This is a genomic window from Exiguobacterium sp. s183 (assembly GCF_018617655.1).
Classification (GTDB): domain Bacteria; phylum Bacillota; class Bacilli; order Exiguobacteriales; family Exiguobacteriaceae; genus Exiguobacterium; species Exiguobacterium aestuarii_A.
In genome coordinates this window covers 749,005-768,854 of sequence record NZ_JACSKN010000001.1, presented here as the reverse complement: position 1 = coordinate 768,854, position 19,850 = coordinate 749,005, and the positions used below count along the sequence as shown (strand labels likewise).

21 protein-coding genes are annotated in these 19,850 nt (G+C 46.3%); 18 read left to right on the top strand and 3 right to left on the bottom strand.

Annotation, left to right across the window (positions count from 1 at the left end; all coding sequences use genetic code 11):
• Positions 1–111 precede the first annotated feature (111 nt).
• The 4 genes from KNP62_RS04115 to nhaC all read left to right on the top strand — a co-directional run bounded on the left by KNP62_RS04115 (position 112) and on the right by nhaC (position 4,446).
• Positions 112–1,377 (top strand): S1C family serine protease, encoded by a 1,266-nt coding sequence (locus KNP62_RS04115; RefSeq protein WP_214692061.1) that lies wholly within the window; start codon positions 112–114, stop codon positions 1,375–1,377.
• A 56-nt stretch (positions 1,378–1,433) separates the two neighbouring features.
• Positions 1,434–1,778 carry a DoxX family protein gene (locus KNP62_RS04110; RefSeq protein ID WP_078146805.1) on the top strand — a complete coding sequence of 115 codons (345 nt, stop codon included), beginning with the start codon at positions 1,434–1,436 and terminating at the stop codon, positions 1,776–1,778.
• Between the two features lie 16 nt (positions 1,779–1,794).
• Positions 1,795–2,883 (top strand): amidohydrolase, encoded by a 1,089-nt coding sequence (locus KNP62_RS04105; RefSeq protein ID WP_214783513.1) that lies wholly within the window; start codon positions 1,795–1,797, stop codon positions 2,881–2,883.
• Positions 2,884–3,045: 162 nt separating this feature from the next.
• Positions 3,046–4,446 carry a Na+/H+ antiporter NhaC gene (nhaC, locus tag KNP62_RS04100; protein ID WP_483299203.1) on the top strand — a complete coding sequence of 467 codons (1,401 nt, stop codon included), beginning with the start codon at positions 3,046–3,048 and terminating at the stop codon, positions 4,444–4,446.
• A gap of 15 nt (positions 4,447–4,461) precedes the next feature.
• On the opposite strand, the gene KNP62_RS04095 is transcribed toward nhaC, so the two are convergent.
• Positions 4,462–5,661, bottom strand: a complete 1,200-nt coding sequence (locus KNP62_RS04095) for a hypothetical protein (RefSeq protein ID WP_214783508.1) — start codon at positions 5,659–5,661, stop codon at positions 4,462–4,464.
• An 80-nt stretch (positions 5,662–5,741) separates the two neighbouring features.
• On the opposite strand from KNP62_RS04095, the gene KNP62_RS04090 reads away from it, so the two are divergent.
• Together KNP62_RS04090 and KNP62_RS04085 are read left to right on the top strand one after the other, a co-directional pair.
• Entirely contained in the window at positions 5,742–6,872 is a 1,131-nt protein-coding gene (locus tag KNP62_RS04090; protein WP_214783505.1) for a mandelate racemase/muconate lactonizing enzyme family protein, read from the top strand.
• Positions 6,859–7,530, top strand: coding sequence for a GNAT family N-acetyltransferase (locus KNP62_RS04085; protein ID WP_214783502.1), 672 nt, complete (start codon positions 6,859–6,861; stop codon positions 7,528–7,530). The genes KNP62_RS04090 and KNP62_RS04085 overlap by 14 nt, the downstream gene beginning before the upstream one ends.
• 32 nt (positions 7,531–7,562) lie before the next feature.
• On the opposite strand, the gene KNP62_RS04080 is transcribed toward KNP62_RS04085, so the two are convergent.
• Complete coding sequence (locus KNP62_RS04080) at positions 7,563–8,312, bottom strand: GDSL-type esterase/lipase family protein (RefSeq protein ID WP_214745256.1); 750 nt, start codon at positions 8,310–8,312, stop codon at positions 7,563–7,565.
• Positions 8,313–8,430: 118 nt separating this feature from the next.
• On the opposite strand from KNP62_RS04080, the gene KNP62_RS04075 reads away from it, so the two are divergent.
• From KNP62_RS04075 to hfq, 8 genes are all read left to right on the top strand, one after another.
• The gene (locus KNP62_RS04075) at positions 8,431–9,351 is read left to right on the top strand and encodes an ABC transporter ATP-binding protein (protein WP_214783499.1); all 921 of its coding nucleotides are present in this window, start codon (positions 8,431–8,433) and stop codon (positions 9,349–9,351) included.
• Entirely contained in the window at positions 9,344–10,342 is a 999-nt protein-coding gene (locus KNP62_RS04070) for an ABC transporter permease (RefSeq protein ID WP_214783496.1), read from the top strand. The genes KNP62_RS04075 and KNP62_RS04070 overlap by 8 nt, the downstream gene beginning before the upstream one ends.
• A 175-nt stretch (positions 10,343–10,517) precedes the next feature.
• Positions 10,518–12,047, top strand: a complete 1,530-nt coding sequence (locus tag KNP62_RS04065; protein ID WP_214783493.1) for a M4 family metallopeptidase — start codon at positions 10,518–10,520, stop codon at positions 12,045–12,047.
• Positions 12,048–12,148: 101 nt separating this feature from the next.
• Positions 12,149–13,009, top strand: coding sequence for a PPK2 family polyphosphate kinase (locus KNP62_RS04060; protein WP_214783490.1), 861 nt, complete (start codon positions 12,149–12,151; stop codon positions 13,007–13,009).
• Between the two features lie 104 nt (positions 13,010–13,113).
• Complete coding sequence (locus KNP62_RS04055; protein ID WP_251125569.1) at positions 13,114–13,710, top strand: AmiS/UreI family transporter; 597 nt, start codon at positions 13,114–13,116, stop codon at positions 13,708–13,710.
• A 129-nt stretch (positions 13,711–13,839) separates the two neighbouring features.
• On the top strand, positions 13,840–14,319 hold the full coding sequence (locus KNP62_RS04050; RefSeq protein ID WP_214783484.1) for an SMI1/KNR4 family protein: 480 nt from the start codon (positions 13,840–13,842) through the stop codon (positions 14,317–14,319).
• A gap of 270 nt (positions 14,320–14,589) precedes the next feature.
• Positions 14,590–15,525, top strand: a complete 936-nt coding sequence (miaA, locus tag KNP62_RS04045) for a tRNA (adenosine(37)-N6)-dimethylallyltransferase MiaA (RefSeq protein ID WP_214745249.1) — start codon at positions 14,590–14,592, stop codon at positions 15,523–15,525.
• Positions 15,526–15,552: 27 nt separating this feature from the next.
• Entirely contained in the window at positions 15,553–15,801 is a 249-nt protein-coding gene (hfq, locus tag KNP62_RS04040) for an RNA chaperone Hfq (RefSeq protein WP_012726185.1), read from the top strand.
• Positions 15,802–15,839: 38 nt separating this feature from the next.
• Here hfq and KNP62_RS04035 read toward each other — a convergent pair whose 3' ends face one another.
• Positions 15,840–16,352: a hypothetical protein gene (locus KNP62_RS04035; RefSeq protein ID WP_214783481.1), complete on the bottom strand. Its 513-nt coding sequence runs from the start codon at positions 16,350–16,352 to the stop codon at positions 15,840–15,842.
• A 155-nt stretch (positions 16,353–16,507) separates the two neighbouring features.
• On the opposite strand from KNP62_RS04035, the gene KNP62_RS04030 reads away from it, so the two are divergent.
• Genes KNP62_RS04030 through KNP62_RS04015 form a run of 4 tightly spaced genes read left to right on the top strand, consistent with a single transcriptional unit; the run spans position 16,508 to position 19,788 of the window.
• Positions 16,508–17,686: an HD domain-containing protein gene (locus KNP62_RS04030; protein ID WP_214783478.1), complete on the top strand. Its 1,179-nt coding sequence runs from the start codon at positions 16,508–16,510 to the stop codon at positions 17,684–17,686.
• Between the two features lie 15 nt (positions 17,687–17,701).
• Positions 17,702–18,652, top strand: coding sequence for a CobW family GTP-binding protein (locus tag KNP62_RS04025; protein ID WP_214783476.1), 951 nt, complete (start codon positions 17,702–17,704; stop codon positions 18,650–18,652).
• Positions 18,633–19,415, top strand: coding sequence for a 5'-3' exonuclease (locus tag KNP62_RS04020; protein ID WP_214783473.1), 783 nt, complete (start codon positions 18,633–18,635; stop codon positions 19,413–19,415). The genes KNP62_RS04025 and KNP62_RS04020 overlap by 20 nt, the downstream gene beginning before the upstream one ends.
• Positions 19,396–19,788, top strand: a complete 393-nt coding sequence (locus KNP62_RS04015) for a reverse transcriptase-like protein (protein WP_214783469.1) — start codon at positions 19,396–19,398, stop codon at positions 19,786–19,788. Before KNP62_RS04020 ends, KNP62_RS04015 begins: the two co-directional genes overlap by 20 nt.
• The last annotated feature ends 62 nt before the right edge of the window (positions 19,789–19,850 follow it).

Genomic DNA, 19,850 nt, shown 5'->3' with positions numbered 1-19,850 from the left:
ATGAAATGACGCAAAATGTGAAGAATCTTGTAATTCATTTATCATTTTATAAATGAGTGTTCCTCTTCGTTATAGTAAGGGTAGAAGATAACACAGAGGAGATGAATCATTATGGATCGTCACGATCAATCAAATGAACACGATCAATTACATGAATCAGAACAGCAAAAAGATTGGTTAGATACAGAACTCGGTTCATCTAACCGAGAAGAAACAAAAGTACGAACACAGTCAAAACCTTCATTCGTCAGCCGCATGTTCCCAGGACTTGTCGGTGGGGTCATCGGGGCATTGTTGACGGGCGCAATCGCTTATCCGTTTATCGATCAACCCGCAACGAATGTGAGTGACACGAACGTGACCTCGCAAGGGACTCCGGTCCAGACGTCATCAAACGTGTCTGACTCTTCAGTCACGAATGCCGTCGCAACCGCTCAACCTGCAGTCGTCACCGTGAACAACTTCGCCCAAACTGGCTTCTCGAGTGAAGCCGTCGAGGCTGGCGTTGGATCGGGCGTCATCTACAAAAAAGAAGGTGATTCGGCATTTATCGCGACGAACCATCACGTTGTCAACGGGGCAGACAAGCTGACGGTCACGTTTAATGACGGAACGACAGCGGAAGCAACGCTCATGGGCAGTGACGCGACGTATGACTTGGCGGTCTTGAAAGTGGATGCTGACAAAGTACCAGCTGTCATCTCAATCGGAAAATCGAGCGAATTGAAACCTGGACAAACGGTCATCGCCATCGGGAATCCGCTTGGACAATTCGAAAACTCCGTGACACGCGGAGTCGTCTCATCGACGTCACGTCTCGTGCCGGTGGATACGGATGAGAACGGACAGGCTGACTTCAACGCTGAGGTCATTCAAACAGATGCTGCCATCAACCCAGGTAACTCGGGTGGTGCGTTAATCAACGAAGAAGGACAACTCGTCGGAATCAACTCGATGAAGATTGCGACGGCAGAAGTCGAGGGAGTCGGATTCTCGATTCCGGTTGACATCGCCCTTCCGCTGATCAATCAAATCGAACAGACGGGAGAAGTGAATCATCCTTCGCTCGGCGTATCGCTACGTGATGTGTCAGAGTTCCCTCCAGGTTACTTGACGGAACAAATCAATTTACCTGAATCGGTAACGGCCGGAACGATTATCGTAGAAGTTCAGCAAAACAGTTCAGCCGCAAAAGCGGGTCTTGAAGCGCGTGACGTCATCGTGAAAATCAATGACAAAGACGTCAGCTCGTTCATCGACCTCCGCAGTGAATTGATTCGAGATACGGACGGAACGGTCGACATCGAATATGTCCGTGACGGAAAAACGGAAACGGTTCAAGTCGAGATTCAAAACGCAAACGGTTCTGCATTGTAAAAGGTGGGCAACGTGCCCGCCTTTTTTGCTATGCTTATACAAAAGGAGGATGAAATATGGTACGAAATTTATATGGGGTGTTATTATTCGGGGCAGGGATTTTACATTTTGTCAGAGAGAAGGCGTTCATGTCGATTATTCCAAAGTCTTGGCCGTTCCGCCGCTTGATGGTGCAACTGAGCGGAGTCGTGGAAGTCGTCTTCGGGGCGATGCTCTTACTCAACAAAGGAACGTCGTTCGTGAAACGGACGCTACCGGCATTCTTTATCGCTGTCTTCCCAGCCAATATCAATATGGCCGTGAAGCCATCTAGAATCGGTGGGAAAGTCATTCCGAAATGGATCACATGGGGACGACTCCCGCTTCAATGGGTTCTCATCAAAGGTGTCAAAAAAATATAAAGGTGTGGAGATACATATGACAAACGTATTGAAATGGTTTGAACATTTTCATGCACATCCAGAAATCAGTTGGAAAGAAGTTGAGACGACCCGAACGATTTCATCGATTTTAGCGGACTGGTCGATTCCACATCGGACGTTTGAAAATGTGACCGGGGTGATCGCTGAGATTGGATCGGGAGAAGACGTGATTGCAGTCCGCGCCGATATCGATGCGTTATGGCAACAAGTGGACGGTACGTTTCGTGCGAACCATTCATGCGGGCACGACGCGAACATCAGCATGGTACTCGGTGCACTCGAACAGTTGAAGGACGAGGCATTACAGAAGCGGATCCGTTTCATCTTCCAACCTGCCGAAGAGCAAGGGAATGGTTCCCTCGCCATGATCGAACGTGGGGCGTTAGAAGACGTGACGCAACTTTTCGGGATTCATTTGCGTCCACAAGAAGAGTTGAAGAAAGGCCAGTATGCGGCGGCGATTCAGCATGGTGCTGCCTTCTTCTTAAAGGGAGAGGTAATTGGGGATGACGCGCACGGCGCAAGACCGCATCAAGGGCAAAACGCACTCGATGTCATCTTCACGATTCAACACATGCTCAAAAGTATTTACTTATCACCGTTTGAGCCACACTCCGTCAAGTTGACGAAAGTACACGCCGGGAGTGACAACATGAACATCATTCCAGGAAATGCGACGTTCTCGATTGATGTCCGCGCTCAACAAAATGAGGAATTGCTCGAACTGCGAAACCGTGTCGAAGACATGTTACTCCATGTCGGTCAGCTTCATCGTGTGACATTAGAGTGGGAGTGGCAAGACTTTACACCGGGAGCGGTCGTTGGGGAACAGTCGAGTCAGATTGCGAAGCAGGCGATCGAGCAACGCTTCGGTCAGTCGGCTCTCGTCGAGAGGATTGTCACGTCAGGTAGCGATGATTTTCATTTCTATACTGTTGAGAAACCGACGCTTGATGCGACGATGATTGGAATTGGTGCAGATTTAGGTCCAGGTCTTCATCATCCGCATATGACGTTTGACCGTGACGCGTTAGAAAATGGGGCACGCCTGCTTGCGGATGCGCTCCGGATTGCAGCAACATAATTCAGGATGAGTGTGATAGACAGATGTCTGTCCACTCATTTTTTTATTGCATCAAATAAGTGTAAGCGCTATCATAACGTTATTAGCGACAATATAACGACAATTCTGAATTTTCGCTATAGGGGAGGAAGTTAGATGGAAACAACGGGGAACAAGCAAGACATGAAGCTAGGGTGGGCGCTCTTACCACTTGGTGTGATGATTGTTGTCATGCTCATCTCAATCGTCAAACTCGGACAAGGACCACACATCCCGCTCATCGTCGGGACGGCGGTCGCTTCGCTCGTCGCCTGGCGTCATGGGTTCAAGTGGAAAGAGATTGAAGAGATGATGTATAAAGGGATTCGTCTCGCTTTACCGGCAGTCGTCATCATCATTTTGGTCGGATTGACAATCGGTGCTTGGATTGGTGGGGGAATCGTTGCCACGATGATCTATTTCGGACTGAAGATCATCTCGCCGGCATACTTTTTATTAACGATTTGCCTCATCTGTGCGGTCGTCGCGCTCTCGATTGGGAGTTCATGGTCGACGATGGGAACGATTGGTGTAGCAGGGATGGGGATCGGACTGAGTATGGGGATACCAGCTCCGATGGTTGCGGGAGCCGTCATCTCAGGTGCTTATTTCGGGGACAAGATGTCACCATTGTCAGATACGACAAACTTGGCGGCAGGACTGACTCATACGAATCTTTTCGTACATATCCGACACATGTTATATACGACGATTCCAGGACTCATCATCGCGCTAGGGGTATACGCTTGGCTTGGTAGACGGTTTGCGGATTCGACGACGGACTCGTCAGAGATTACACAGACGCTTAACATTCTTGAAGATAGTTTTGTCATCTCGCCATGGTTACTCGTCGTGCCGCTCGCGGTCATTTTGCTCGTCGCGAAGAAGGTACCGGCGATTCCAGCACTCGTCGTCGGGATTGCCCTCGGTTTCTTGGCTCAAGTGTTCATTCAAGGCGGGTCACTTTCAGACAGCGTAGGTGCTCTTCAAAGTGGCTATGTCATTGATACAGGTAATGAATTGGTCGACAACCTCTTCAGCCGTGGCGGTCTTGATGCGATGATGTATACGGTCTCCATGACGATCGTTGCGATGACGTTCGGTGGAATCTTAGAATATTCAGGTATGCTGCAATCGATCATGAATCAAATCTTGAAGTTGGCGAAGACGGCAGGTTCGTTGATTGCTTCAACAATTTTGGCAGGGATTGCGACAAATGCAACCTGTTCGGAGCAGTACATCTCGATTGTCGTCCCGTCACGTATGTTTGCAGGGGCTTATGAAAAAATGGGATTACAATCAAAAAACTTATCTCGCGCACTCGAGGACGGTGGAACATTGACATCGGTGTTCATCCCGTGGAATACGTGTGGGGTATTCATTCTTGGTACGCTCGGGGTCGGGGCATTCGAATACGCGCCGTACGCCGTCTTAAACTTTATCGTACCGGTCATTTCGATTCTGTATGCATTTACGGGGTTCACAATCGAGCGCATGGCGGTTATTCAGCAAGAAGATTCAGTTGTGAAGCAAGCAGCCCAATAAAACAATTCCCGGTCGTCAATCGACCGGGAATTGAAATTTATAGACGGTGCGCGGACGACCTTGGCTGTAGCTCATCTCTTCGCCAATCGGATGAACGAGTTTTGTATCAACCAATTTTTTGATGAGTCGCTCTGTCGTGCGACGGGTGACATGTAAGTAATCGGTCAACTCTTTAGCCGTGAACTCAAGTTGATTTTGTGAGAAGTGGATGAGTTTTTCGATATTGGTCGGACTCATACCGGTCTGTTTCATCATGTCGTAAACTCGTGTTTGCGTGACACGAAAATGAATGGGTGATGGTTGATCCGAGAACATCAGTCGCTTCGAATCATCGACGATGCGCATCAGACGTTCACTTTCTGCATAAAGCGCGAGTCGTGCATGGTCGAGAGCATGCTGATAGTCTGAGCCATATCCGATGCCGACATGGACAGACGAGGGATTCGGTAAAACAACACCATTTGAAATAGCGGTCTCAATTTTGCCTTTATTCGATAAGATTGTGACTCCCTCTTCATTCGATTGTAGCAACTTGCCACCGAAGAATTGTTGGTCCGACACGTGTGCTAACGTCTCTTCACTCGAATTCGAATACTGAAGAATGGCAAACTGAGACTGATCTGATTTTTGCAATCGAATCTGTTGAAGAAAATCATTAAAATGGTGAAGAATCCTCTCTTTCGGTTCAATCATGAGTTGACTCCGATAGCCGTCGGTTCTTAACCGGCGATGGACTTGCTCGACACTCGTCAAAGCGAATCGTGTCGTCCCATTTTCTTGAAGTTGTTTATGAAAGGCAATCAAGTCCTCGAAATTCATGTCTGGATGAAGCTGTTTCACTTGCGATTGCGAGATACGAGTGGGAAATGGCTCTAACACCGATGCAAGTCGTGATGAGTCGACGAGGTCAATCGATAGATGTTCGAGCTCGACGTGTTGCGTCAACGTCATATATAAGAGTGAAGTCAATAAAACGACATCGTCTTGAACGACATGATGAGCATACGGGAGGTTCGCCTTCTCCATCGCGTACGAATACGGAAATGAACCGGAGAAGAAAACACCGTCAAAAAAGTGTAATTGATGGGCGATGTCTCTCGCTTCGCGTGGGTCATCATAAGGAAGCCCTTCAATCCGGACATCGGGTAAGGAAGAACCATTTACAATATGTTGAATAAACGCTGGTGAGCCGACGACGGCGATATGGATGGACATCACAAAATCCCCCTTGCAATTTAACGACTATATAACGACAATATAGAGGAAAGCGTAGACGAAGTAAAGGAGTGATGAACTTGAACATTCAAAGCATTGAAATTTTCTCAGTTCGATTCCCACTAAAAGTTCCATTTATCGTGAGTTATCATCGTTATGACGATATGCCATCTGTCATCGTCAAAATGACCACGTCTTGCGGACTGATTGGTTATGGGGAAGCGGTAGCGGATGAGCACGTGACGGGAGAGTCAGCTGAAAGTACGGTGAGTGTCCTCCGTCATCTATTGGCACCTTTATTGATCGGGAAAAATCCGATGCATTTGGAGCGGATTCATGATGAGATGGACCGTGCGATAAAAGGTGTTCCTGCAGCAAAAGCAGCGCTCGATATCGCCTGTCACGATTTGATCGGAAAGAAACTGAAACAACCGATTTACGAATGGATTGGCGGTCGATACCATGAGTCGTTCCCGGTCACACACGTCTTGAGTATCGGGGAACCGGATCACATGGCACAAGAGGCTCTTGATCAAATCAAACAGGGCTATACGGCCGTGAAGATGAAAGTCGGGGTCGACGTACAAACGGACGTGGCACGTGTCAAAGCCGTGAGAGAATCCGTAGGACCAAGTGTTCCGATTCGGGTCGACGTCAATCAAGGGTGGGTCAATGCAGCCAACACGGTCCAAGCTATGCGTCTACTCGAACCGTACGGAATCGATTGGGTCGAACAACCGGTCAAGGCGGATGATTTTGAAGGCATGCTCGAAGTGAAACAAAAAATCTCGGTGCCACTCATGATCGATGAAGGTCTGAAAGACATTCACGATATGAGACGGTTGACGATGATGCAAGCAGCCCATAAAGCGAACATCAAGCTGATGAAGTGCGGTGGCATCTATCCGACGAAAAAGTTGGTCCATATGGCGGAGATGTCAGGGATTGAATGCCAAATCGGCTCGATGGTCGAATCGTCGATTGCATCGAGTGCGGGATTCCATGTCGCCTTTTCAAGTAAGATTGTTAAAACGGTTGAATTGACAGGACCGTTACGTTTCGGGAAGGATGTCGGGAACTTGACATATGATTTGCCGATCATCTCATTGAACGACCGTCCTGGTCTCGGCATCGATGTCGATGAGGATCTATTGCGTGAACTGACAATCGATTCATATGTGATTGGAGAAGACTCACATGTGGCAAGGTGAGATCAAAGGTCTTCCGCTTCAAGTGCGTGTTCTGACGTTGTCAGACTTACCTGAGTTGTTGTTAATTCAAGAAGCGGTAATTCAAGCGTTGGCTGAACCGGAGCACTATCAATCATTATCGATTGAAGAGTTCACGAAACTGTTGACGGATCAGACGTTGATTGGGGCAACGTCTGAAGGGCGACTGATTGCATTCCGTGCCATGTTGATTCCCCCGATTGACGATGAACATTTAGGACGAGATATCGGCTGGCCGGAGGATTCGCTTGAACGTGTCCTTTATCAGGAAGTGACGAACGTCCACCCAGATTTCCGGGGATATGGGTTGCAGACGCACTTGGGCAAACTATTGATGTCACAAGTTGAATCGGATAACCGATTTGATGTCGTTTGTGCGACGGTCGCACCGTTTAATATTCCAAGTATGAAAGACAAGTTCACGCTCGGACTCCGAATCGGCGCATTGAAAGAAAAGTATGGCGGGAAACTCCGCTATATCTTTTACAAGGAGCTTCATCGGTCATGGCAACCCACATCAGAAGTGGTGGATGTTCCAATGGAAGAACGGGCGAGACAAGTTAAGTTACTCCAAGATGGTTGGTTCGGGACTGGTCTCATGAAACAAGGGGAACAGTGGGTTGTTCGATATGAGAAGTAAAAAAATCCTCGTCAAGCTGACGAGGATTTTGATTATTCTAGGACGAAGAGTACATCATTCGCGAATTTTTCATACGTGCGGTCACTCGGATGGAATTGATCGGTCGCGAGATCACGTGATAAATCAGAGATATAGGCGAACGGGTCAATCACATCGATATTTTGCGCATTCGCTAATTGCTTCGCAGAGGCGTTCCAATCGAGGATGAGCTGATTGAACGCTTGTCCATTCTCATCATTTTGAAACGGGTTGTATAGGCCGATGTAGACAATCGTAGCTGAGTCGTTCAGCGCGCGAATCTCAGAAAAAATCGTTTCAAGATTTGTCTTTGCATCCGTGACCACTTGTTGAATATCGACAGATTCAAAGTTGTCGACGTTTTCCCCGCGGTTGAACAAATCGTTTCCGCCGATGGTCAACGTGATATATCGTGCGTTTTCAATTGTTCGACGTACTTCGGGTTGCTCGAGTTGAGCAAGTAAATCCTCAGTACGTGCCCCAGACACAGCTAAATTTTGTGTACGGACCCCATCTTCTTCTAGTACTGTACTAACAGGTTGTACATATCCCGCGCCTGACGTCGAGCCGACACCGCGAGTCAACGAATCGCCGAGGGCGACATAGATGTCTCCTTCTGGCTCAGGACGTTCGTCTTCAGAGACGGAAAGTGTTCGTTCTGGCGGATTGACGATATCTTGATAACCAATCCAAAGACCATATATGGCGATTCCGGTCAAAAGTACGGCGCCACTTAAAAATGCATACCATTTCGAATGTTTCATGGGCTGACCTCGCTTTCTATACAGACATCATATCAAAAATGTGACGATGTGCCCTATGTGAATGTTCGAATAGGACAGATTCAATTTTGTCCGATAGAATAAAGAAAGAGGTGAGACAATGGAACCGACGTTAAAGTTACATCAACTGACAAAAGTGATTGGAAAAAAGACAATCATCGATAATATTTCGTTAGAAGTCAATCCAGGGGAGGTTTTCGGATTTTTGGGACCGAACGGGGCCGGGAAAACAACGACGATTCGAATGATTGTCGGATTGATTAAACCGACGAAAGGAAGTGTTTCGATTTGTGGCTATCGCGTCGACAAGCAATTCGTTCAAGCGATGAATCAAATCGGCGCGATTGTTGAGAACCCGGAACTTTACAAATTTTTATCCGGACGTGAGAACTTAGAAGCGTTCGCGCGGATGTTGCCTGGCGTGGATGACAAACGGATTCAAGAAGTAATCGACCTCGTCGATTTAACCGCTCGAATTGACGATAAAGTGAAGACGTACTCGCTCGGGATGCGTCAACGGCTCGGTATCGCACAGGCATTATTGAACAATCCACGCGTCCTTATTTTAGACGAACCGACGAACGGACTTGATCCGATGGGGATTCGAGATTTACGACTTTTCATTCGTAGACTTGTCGAAGAAACGGGGCTGAGTGTTCTCGTGTCGAGTCACATCTTAGCGGAGATTGAATTGTTAGCGGATCGAGTCGCGATCATGTCGCGCGGGAAGATTGTCAAAGTGGGGACGGTCGATGCTTTGATTGAAGAACTCGCATCGACGGTCGACTTGCATGTCGCCAATAGTTTTGAAGTGTTACCAATCGTTCAAGGTTATGAAGGGATCGATCAAGCGGACGTGATCGATGAGCGAACGATTCGAATATCAATGAACGTTGAGGAAACAGCAAAATTGAATCGATATCTAATGGAGAGAGATGTCGACGTGTTCGGACTCGAACGCCGTGTACAAACGTTAGAGGATCTCTTCATTACATTGACAGGCGGTGATCACATTGCCTAATCCATCTTTACTCGGACTCATACGTAATGAAGTATTGAAAATTCATCGAAAACGCAGGTTGATGGTCGTCTCGATCATCTTGATTGTCCTTGTCTCGATGTTCACATACGCGAACTATCGTCAAATCGAGAAGCAACGTGAAGAGCAAGGGACGATCGATTGGCGTGTCGATCTTCAGCAAGAGATTATCGATACACAAAACCGACTCGCTTCTGCGAACGTCCAAGATGAGTTTAGACAAATCCTTGAGTTTCAAGTGCAGCAGAATCAATACTATTTAGATAATGATATCAACCCGAACTATCCAGGCGCTCCAACGTTTATGCGTGTCTTCTTCTCGCAAGGGACGACGCTCGTACTACCACTCTTTATCATCGTCTTGATGGCAGATATCGTCAGTGGGGAGCATAACGACGGGACAATCAAGACGCTACTGTCCCGACCGGTACGGCGTTATAAAATTTTGCTTGCTAAATGGTTGACGACACTTTTGTATACGTCAATTTTAATATTTGTAACCGCCGTCGTCAGTTACGCCATATCCGGAATTGTTCTCGGGTGGGATGGTTGGGCAGCTCCAATCCTGACAGGCTTCCAAGCTTCACCGACTGGAACTTTCTCAACCGATTTCGTCCACACCTTGCCGATGTGGGAATACTTGCTCATGTCGATGGGACTCTCATGGCTTGTTGTAGCTGCCGTCGGTACAATCTCACTTATGATCTCGGTATTGGTGAAAAATACGGCGACCGGAATCGGGATTATGATGGCCGTCCTCATTTCAGGACCGCTTTTGACGTCGCTTGGATCAAATTGGGATAGCTCGAAGTACTTGGTGAACGTCAACTTCGGCCTTCATACCTACTTGGAAGGACAAGCTCCACCGATTGAAGGGATGACTCTACCGTTTTCTCTAGTCGTCATTCTCATTTGGTCGATGGCCGCTCTCGCGTACGCGTTTTATCACTTTACGCAAAAAGATGTATATTAATGTCTATAGTGCTACCCTCCTGGGTGGCACTTTTTTTAGTGGCTAAATGATTATGAATAAGAACTAAATAGTGCTTATGACTCAATATTTAGAATTGTCAAAATAATTAAAAAGTTGGATACATTGTTTGTGGGAAACTGTGTAAAGTAAGAATCATCACAAAGGAGGCAAACACATGAAAAAAGTTGTATCTACATCATTAATCGCAGGTGTCCTACTCGTACCACAATTGGTCGGGGCGGCAGAATTGAAGTCAGGCACGTTGACGAAACCATCTGAAAGTGCTCCGACGACAATCGTCAAAGAGTTCGTGAAAGCAAAAGGTGAATTCAAAACGATCGAGTCGAAATCAGACAAACTTGGTAAAGTCGTCAAGTTACAACAGACGGTAGACGGTGTTCCGGTATTCGGTGGTGTCGTTGTAGGTGTCGTTGATGAAGCCGGACAATTGAAAACGGTCGTAGATGATGCAAAATCAGTAAAGAATCTACATAAATCAATCAAATTGAGCGAGAAGAAAGCCATCGCAAGCTACAAAGCGCTTGTCGGACATAAAGGTGCTTACGAACTCGAACCTGAAGCGGAATTGATCGTCTATCCAAATGGAGACAAGTCGGTCTACGCGTATCAAGTGACCGGAACGATTTTAGATGCCGAAGAGCCGTCACGTTGGACATACTTCATTGATGCTGGAACAGGAGAAGTTCTTAATAAATTCGATCAGTTAGCACACGCAAAACCGACGAACGGTGTGACAGGAACTACATACACAGGAACAGGGATCGATGTTCTTGGATATAGTCAGACGTTCAAGACAACGAAGAGTGGTTCATACTACTACTTACAAGATTCGACACGTGGAAAAGGAATTTATACGTACGATGCTGGAAACCGTACACGCCTTCCAGGTTCACTTTGGGCTGATGTCGATAACATCTTGAACACGACATACGACCGTGCAGCAGTCTCGGCACACGTCAACGCAACGAAAACGTATGACTTCTATAAGAACACGTATGGACGTAACAGCTATGATAACGCTGGTGCAGCTCTCAACTCGACGGTTCACTATAGCCGTAGCTACAACAACGCGTTCTGGGATGGTAGCAAGATGGTATACGGTGATGGAGATGGTCAGACATTCACATACCTCTCTGGGGCACTTGACGTTGTTGCCCACGAATTGACGCACGCAGTCACGGAGTATACAGCAGGATTGATCTATCAGAACGAGTCTGGCGCAATTAACGAGGCGGTATCGGATATCTTTGGTACAGTTGCCGAGTACAGTGTTGGTACAGACTTCGACTGGTTGGTAGGGGAGGACATCTACACACCTGGAGTAGCGGGAGACGGCCTTCGTTCGATGGCAAACCCGGCAGCAAACGGAGACCCAGACCACTACTCGAAACGTTACACAGGTACACAAGATAATGGTGGTGTGCACATCAACTCTGGAATCGTGAATAAAGCGGCATACCTTTTAGCTAGCGGCGGATCACACTACGGTGTGTCTGTTCAAGGGATCGGAGTGATGGAAATGGGCGATATCTACTACCGTGCGCTCAATGTTTACTTGACGCCAACATCTAACTTCTCAAGCCTTCGCCAAGCGGTCGTTCAATCGGCGAAAGATCTTTACGGTGCAACTAGCCCACAAGCGGTATCGGCTGCGAAATCGTTTGATGCTGTCGGAATCAACTAAGAGTCTAATTGAGAAATCCTTTCCGAAATACTTCGGAAGGGATTTTTTGTGGCGATTTGGGGTAAATCAAATTGGAATGATCACTGAAAAGGAGAAATAATATGAATCTAAAAGAATATATGGCTACACCGAACAAGCAAATTCAGTTGAGTGATTTCTCTACCCATGTGAAAGATAAACCTGATGATTCGACTTTGACGGATGAACTGATTCCGGACAGTGTAGAACGATTGAAAGAGTTACATTGGAGACTATACGCCGAGAGCAAGACCGGGGTTGTCGTCGTTTTACAAGCACTTGATGCAGGTGGGAAAGACGAGGCGATCAGCTACATTTTTTCAAACTTGAACGCTCAAGGGTTAAAGACGAATGCATTCCAGAAACCTTCCGATACAGAGAAGAAGCATGACTATCTATGGCGAATGCACGACCTGTTACCGGAAAGAGGTCAAGTAGGTATTTTGAATCGGTCTCATTACGAGGAAGTGATTGCTCCTCGTATCCATGACTTGTTGGGGGACGAGGTACTTCCGGATGAACAGGATCAAGAAACAGTGTGGAAAATGCGATATCGTCAAATTAACGATTACGAATTGTACTTGAAAGAAAATGGATTTGAAGTCATCAAATTCTTTTTTAATGTGTCGAAAGATAAACAACGGGATCGTTTGCTCGAACGACTGAAAAACCCGAAAAAGAATTGGGAGTTCTCGTTCAGCGATGTGGAGGAACGGCAATATTGGGATGATTATCAAAAAATCTTTGAAGAGATGATCACTCACACATCAACAGACGTTTCACCGTGGTATATTTTGCCGGCAGACGACGAGTGGTACAGTCGCTATATCGTTTCATCCGTCATGATCGATGTCCTCGAGCGAATCGACCCGCAATATCCGACGTTTTCAGATGAAGAGCAAGAACGCATCGATGAGGCCATTCAAATACTTGAAAATGAATAACGGATGACGTTCTCGTGAACAATTAAAAATCCCCTTGCACTGAAAGCGAATTCAAGCTAAAGTGATACAGTAGAATAGAGGTCAGACATCTGTACAAAGGGGTAATGAGTGTGGGTAACGTAAGTTTATTATTTGGTGGCGTCGCGCTATTTTTAAATAGTCTTGTCCTTCTCGGGAAGGTCGATATGAAGAGTGCCGGTGTATTCAGTTTGTTCACCGGAATCCTGCAAACGTTTATCGCAACATGGTTACTGATTGGGGCAAGTCCTGAAGAGCAGTTCGGCCTCGCGAGCATTTACTTGTTCGCGTTCACATATTTATATGTCGGTGTGACGTTCATTTTGAATCTAGACGGACGTGGCGTCGGCTGGTTCTCGTTATTCGTCTCGATCGCAGCCGCTTTTTACGGGGTGATGGCAATCGCTGTAGCCGATCCGATGGGTGCGTTGACATGGTTCTTCTGGTCACTATTATGGGGTCTCTTCTTTTTTGGAATGGGACTTGGCAGAGCGAATGAGGCGATCACAGCACGTGTTGCTCTCGTATTGTCGTGGTTGACGCTGATCATCCCGGCGATGTTTGGGATGGCAGGACTCATGAATGGATTGTATGACATGATCTGGTGGGCAGCGAGCGGAACAGCGATTCTGTACTTTATCGTCTCCGTCAAACGAACGAAACAGACCGTAGAAGTGGCTTGAATATATAGAAACACATATGAGGTCATCTGGTGAAGTATTATCGCATCGGATGACTTTTTTGTATAACATGAAATGGTTTGGTATATACTACATTCAACAGAAAACGTTGTGTAGAAAGGGGACCGTGGATTGATTGCCTTAGAAGCATTGAAAAGTCGACTCGCAGACAATCAATTGAAAGTACAAAGGGAAGAAGGGGATGTGGACACGTTACGATTTTCCTTCAATCAGCCTGCGACAGAACTTGAAATCAAACGATTGCCAAAAAGAACACCCGAAGCCATGATACACGTTTTGAACATGCATAACGGCGCACAGCTATTCGTCCATCCGACATACGGTGGAGGAATTCAACTGTTTAGTGTGGAAGAAATCATCGAGTATCAAGAAATATGGGAATGTCCTGAGCAGTTTATCCCCGTCGGCGCTGGTATAGATGGAGAATGGATTGTTTGTGAGGTCGTCAACGAACATGAAAATTACATATGGGTCGGAGAATTTTTGACTTATCAAGATGACATTGAAAAACTTCCAATGGATTATACACGTTGGCTCGACTATTTGATTGTCGCGCAAGGTGCCCATTTTTGGGATTGGTTCAGAAGATAAGGTTTAAATTAGTAGGTTGCTCATACATCTTAGTTGGCACACTCTTCACAAGTGTGCTTTTTTCTCATTTATTTTGTGTCTAAAATGTGAAAAGTGGGAATGAGGATGCTAAAGGAGGCGAAAGCAGATGAGTGATGGACTCGTGTTATTACTCGGATTACTTTTATGTAGTTGGATGCTGTTTGCCGTCGTATTTGATGATAGAATAAAAAGAAGAATTTGATGGCCCGTCTCATGAGGAGACGGGTTTTTAATTGAGGAGTGAGAGGTATGAAAAAAACACCTGTCGTCGTCATCGTAGGACCGACTGCTGTTGGGAAAACAAAGACGGGTATCGAACTCGCGAAAGCGTTCGACGGCGAGATTGTCTCAGGTGACTCGGTTCAAGTTTACCGGGGCATGGACATCGGTTCGGCAAAAGTGACAAAAGAAGAAGCCGAAGGAATCCCGCATCATTTGATTGATATTTGTGACCCGGATGATGCAATGAGTGTCGCAGCTTTTCAACAGTTGGCTCGTGCAGCCATTGATGATATTTATGCCCGTGGCAAATTACCGATTATTGTCGGAGGAACAGGTTTATACATTCGTTCGATTTTATATGACTATGAATTTGTGGAGCGACCTGTGGACGAGGCGTTGCGGGCTGACCTCGAACGGTTGGCAGAAGTCGAGGGACGTGAGGCGTTACATCAAAGGTTGGTTCAACTTGATCCGGAACGTGCGGCTACGATTCACCCGAATAACGTCCGTCGCGTCGTGCGAGCACTCGAAGTAGCGATGCAAGGTGATACGCAGACGACAGACAGCGCGCCGTCTGAACATTATGATTACCGATTATTCGTCCTCCACGCTGATCGGGAACTTCTATATGACCGAATCAATCAACGGGTCGATGCGATGATGGAAGCAGGACTTGTAGAGGAAGTAGAGAGCTTGATGGCAAAAGGATATCGAGATACTCAGGCGATGCGAGCCATCGGGTATAAGGAAATCATTCCGTATGTTGAGGGAAAAATTTCGAAAGACCGTGCGACAGACTTATTGAAACAACATACGAGACAGTTTGCAAAGCGACAATTGACGTGGTTCCGTCATCAATTTGATGGAATTTGGGTGGATATGGGGCGAAAATCATTTGAACTATCATATAAAAATATTTATGATGATGTAGAGGGGTTTTTTCGAAAATTCCGATTATTTTAAAGAGATAAAGACTAGGGGGAATCCAGCATGAAAGCGAGCTACAACATCCAAGACCATTTTTTGAATCAACTCCGAAAAGAAATGGTTCCAACGACCGTCTTTTTAGTGAGCGGGTTTCAAATTCGAGGTGTCATCAAATCATTTGATAACTTTACTGTCATCGTCGAATCGGAAGGTCGTCAACAATTGATCTATAAGCATGCGATCTCAACATTCTCACCGGCACGTAACGTCACGTTATACGAGCCAGATGCAGTCGAAGTAACAGAAGGATAAGCATAAGAAAAGGAGCGGCCCGGGGACCGCTCCTTTTCTTATGCTGTTTTTGACGTACCGGGCTGTTTGATCGCCTCTAGGACGCGCTGAACGGCGCAGCCACCGAGGAGCGAATCCATTTGACCACAAATCTGTATAGGGGTCGAGCGGTGTAACAATGTATATGTTCGTTTCCATGCCCGTTCTGCCGATTGAATTCGGATTAACAGGTCGGCATGGCTCAGTTCTTTCAATTTATCAATGTTAAGACGGTTCGTTCGTGTGAAAGCAGATAGAATGACCGCTTTCGCAAGTGGTGTTTGAAGTGGGTAACCAGATAGCTCGAGAGCGGCCATAGCGCCTTTCATCTCGTGTTCGACGATTTTATCGAGTGACTCATCTTTTGCATATGGATTACCGGAAAGGTGAGTGAGTGACTGTTCTAAGTCCTTCATCTCTACCGGACAACTAGACGTTTGTAAAATATGTTCGATGGATTGTTGCTCTTGTGCATAACGTGTCGCTTCCCCCGAGGCGATGAAACGCTCATACGTATCGATTAATGAAATCATTATCGTTTCCCCCTTTGTAGAACTATCTTTATCGTACCAATAATCGTAAGCGCTTTCAATATAATGAATGTGAAATCATGACCCTACTAGAAAGTATGTTCGCCTAATGTGTAGAAACGCGATACAATGTCAGAAGATGCAAGGAGGGAATGTTCATGAATTATTATCAACAAATTGATTCGGTCACAGGTTTATCGACGAACCGTGAAAGATTTCAAATACCACAAATTGAAAAATCGAAAGAGCGGTTAGATCAGTTGCCAGACGGGGCTCCTGTTCAGACGAAAGCGCTCGTTAGTACGGTCGAAGTGAGAGAAGGGAAGAGCGGGGCGAAATGGCTACAGTTAAGTGTTACGACGGCGAGCGGGATGATGCGTGCGAAGCATTGGCTACGTGGAAATGAGAGTGAACTACTTCCGATCTATGAATCGGGTGTAATCGAATTGTCCGGGAAAATCGATGTCTATCCAAAACCGGACGGTGCTAAGTCGATTACAATCGATCGTGTCCAACCGATTTCAAAAGATGAGGCGATTTCTTTACTCCCAGGGTTACCGGGTGATGAGACGATGGAGCAGTTTGCAGATGAGTTGTTCAGTTTAATCGATACGTTGTCACCGACCTATCAACAGATTGCATACGGACTCCTTGATTTCGTCTGGGATGACTTTGTACTTTCGCCTGCAGCTCTTTATCATCATCACAATTACGCAGGAGGATTGCTGAAGCATACCGCCTGCATGTTGCGTCTCGGATATCGAATTCAGGAGCAGGACGATTATTTGGCAATGGTGTTCCGTGTGATCAAAGAAGCCGAGCAGTTGCATAAAGTCGACCTTTGGAATACGATGAACGGTGTTAAAATCGAACAAGCCTATAAAGGTACGTTCGAATCATTATATGCGGCATGTGAAGCGATGGCAGAGCGGAAGGAACCACTCAATTGGGATGAGCTTGCGCTAGGAATCCTCTTCCATGACATCGGGAAAATATATGAATACAGTCACCTTTTATCGAGCCCAAACCGTTTTGAAAAACTGTCGCCTGTCGAAGGAACGAGTGAGACGACAGGGATCTCCATCAATCCGCTAGGAACGTTGATCGGGCATATGCCGTATGGTGGACTTCTATTCGAAGAAACGCTGCGTCGTGCAGACGTCCGTCTGCCAATTGATGTCCATCACCGTATTTGGCATATGATCTTATCGCATCATGGGAAACGTGAGTGGGGTTCGAGTGTATTACCGATGACGACAGAAGCGTGGATGCTTCACTTGATTGATTTATTAGACGCACGCTTTGAAAAATGGGCCCGTGCGCACGAAGATTTTTAAGAAAAGGGTGGTACTATGATTCCCGTTCAGTTAGTGACCGGATTTTTAGGAGCAGGAAAGACGACGTATATGAACCGTCTACTCGCTGCGACAGATGAGAAGATTTGTTTGATTGTCAATGAACTCGGGGCGGTCAATATTGATGAACAGTTGATTGTAAAAATGGACCAGGAGCAAATCGAACTATCGAATGGTTGTATTTGTTGTTCGATTCAAAATGATTTGAGTAAGACATTTTATCAACTCGTGGCAAAGAAGGAGACGTTTGACCGAATCATCATCGAGACGACCGGTGTTGCCGACCCAGCCCCAATCATCCAGACGATTTATTATGACGAGTACTTACGTCAACATTTTAAAATGAACGCCATCTTGACTGTCGTCGATGCTAGTCAAATGGATCGCGACTTGTTCAAAGAAGGCATTCATCAAATCGCGTATGCAGACATGATTTTATTAAACAAGACAGATTTAGTCTCGAGCGAGGAGTTGAAACATGCCCGAGCACGGATCTCTCAAATCAATCCGACCGTTCGTGTGGTGGAAACGGTCCAGACTGAAGGGGAATTTGACCTTCTTGAAAACACGTTCCAACTGTCGCGAGTCGATGAAGAACAGTTGAGTCGTCTCACAGAAGCGACCGAATCTGTTTCTTCGCTTCGGGCCATCACGTTGAATGCAGATCGTCCGCTCTCTCGTGAACGCGTGACGCGATATGTTCGTGAGGTATTGATGCATTATGAGGATTCAATCTATCGGATGAAAGCAATTGTTCGTCTCAAGGATGAGAATCGAAAATTTGTCATTCAAGCAACGAATCAACTCATGGGCGCGACGTTTGCGAAGGAGGAACATGAAGGAAACCGCTCGGTATTCGTCTGGATTGGAAAAGAACTAGATGCCGATGCATTGGCACGAGGATTAAAAGCATGTGAGGTGGAGCAGGATGAAACTCATTCTCGTTGATGGATTTAACTTAGTATCACGTTATTATTTTGCAACGGAACGTAGAAGAGCACTCGACCCAGATGTGACGGTTAAAGGGTTGCTTCGAAAAGTCGATGCCTGGACGACGGACTTTTCTCACATCGCTTTCTTTTGGGACGGGACGAGAGAAACGACGCATCGTTATGCCCTTTATCCTGAATATAAAGCGACGCGTAACGGATTGCCGGAACCGCTCTTCGAAGACTATGTCAAATTGAGAGCGGCTTTGGACGAGCGAGGAATTCTACAATCAGAATTGACCGGTTATGAGGCGGACGACTTGATGGGAGCTGTGGCGACAGCGTTCCCAGGAGAATCGTATCTTTACTCGTCTGATCGTGACTTACTACAATTATTGTCACCAAACGTGTTTCAAATCATGCCGAAAAAAGGTGAAGAACAACTCGTCAATGAGAGTTCGTTTGAAGCGATGTATGGGGTGAAACCATATCAGTTTGTCGACGTGAAAGCATTACAAGGTGATTCTTCGGATAATATCCCTGGCGTTCGTGGCATCGGGCCAAAAACGGCAACCATCTTGATTCAACATTACGATACGGTCGAAACGCTCTACACGAACGTTCGAAATGCAACGCTCGAGGCACCGCATCAGAAGTTTGCAAAAAAATTAGACGGGCATGAAGAGATTGCGCTCTTATCTAAACGTCTGTCACAAATTGATATCCATGTGCCGATTAATACGGACTGGGAGGCGTATCGATTTGGTTCACATTTATTTTGACGCAGCAACAAATCAGACAACCGAAGAGAACGGGCTTGGTGTCTGGATTAAGTCATCAGACGGTACGGTCTCGACGTTCAAGCGTCAAACGCAAGGTTTGTCCAGTGTCCATGCAGAATTAGCGGCTTGTGCCTATGCACTTGAAATGGCGCATACGATGCAAGGAGAGACGTCATTCATGCTTTACTCCGATGCGGAAGTGATTGTTCGTGCTTTGGAGCAACGATTCATGAAAGATTCCTCGGCCAAATCCCTCTTTCTCAAAGCGCTGATTGCGTATGATGATTTACCGAACGTCTTTATCAAATGGATTCATCGTGCAGAAAATCGTGCAGATGTCATTGCACGTGAAGCATTAAACGGAACGAAGTAAGCGACTAAGATCATTCTTGGTCGCTTTTTGGATTGAGTCGTTTCTTTTTAGATGGTTTTTCG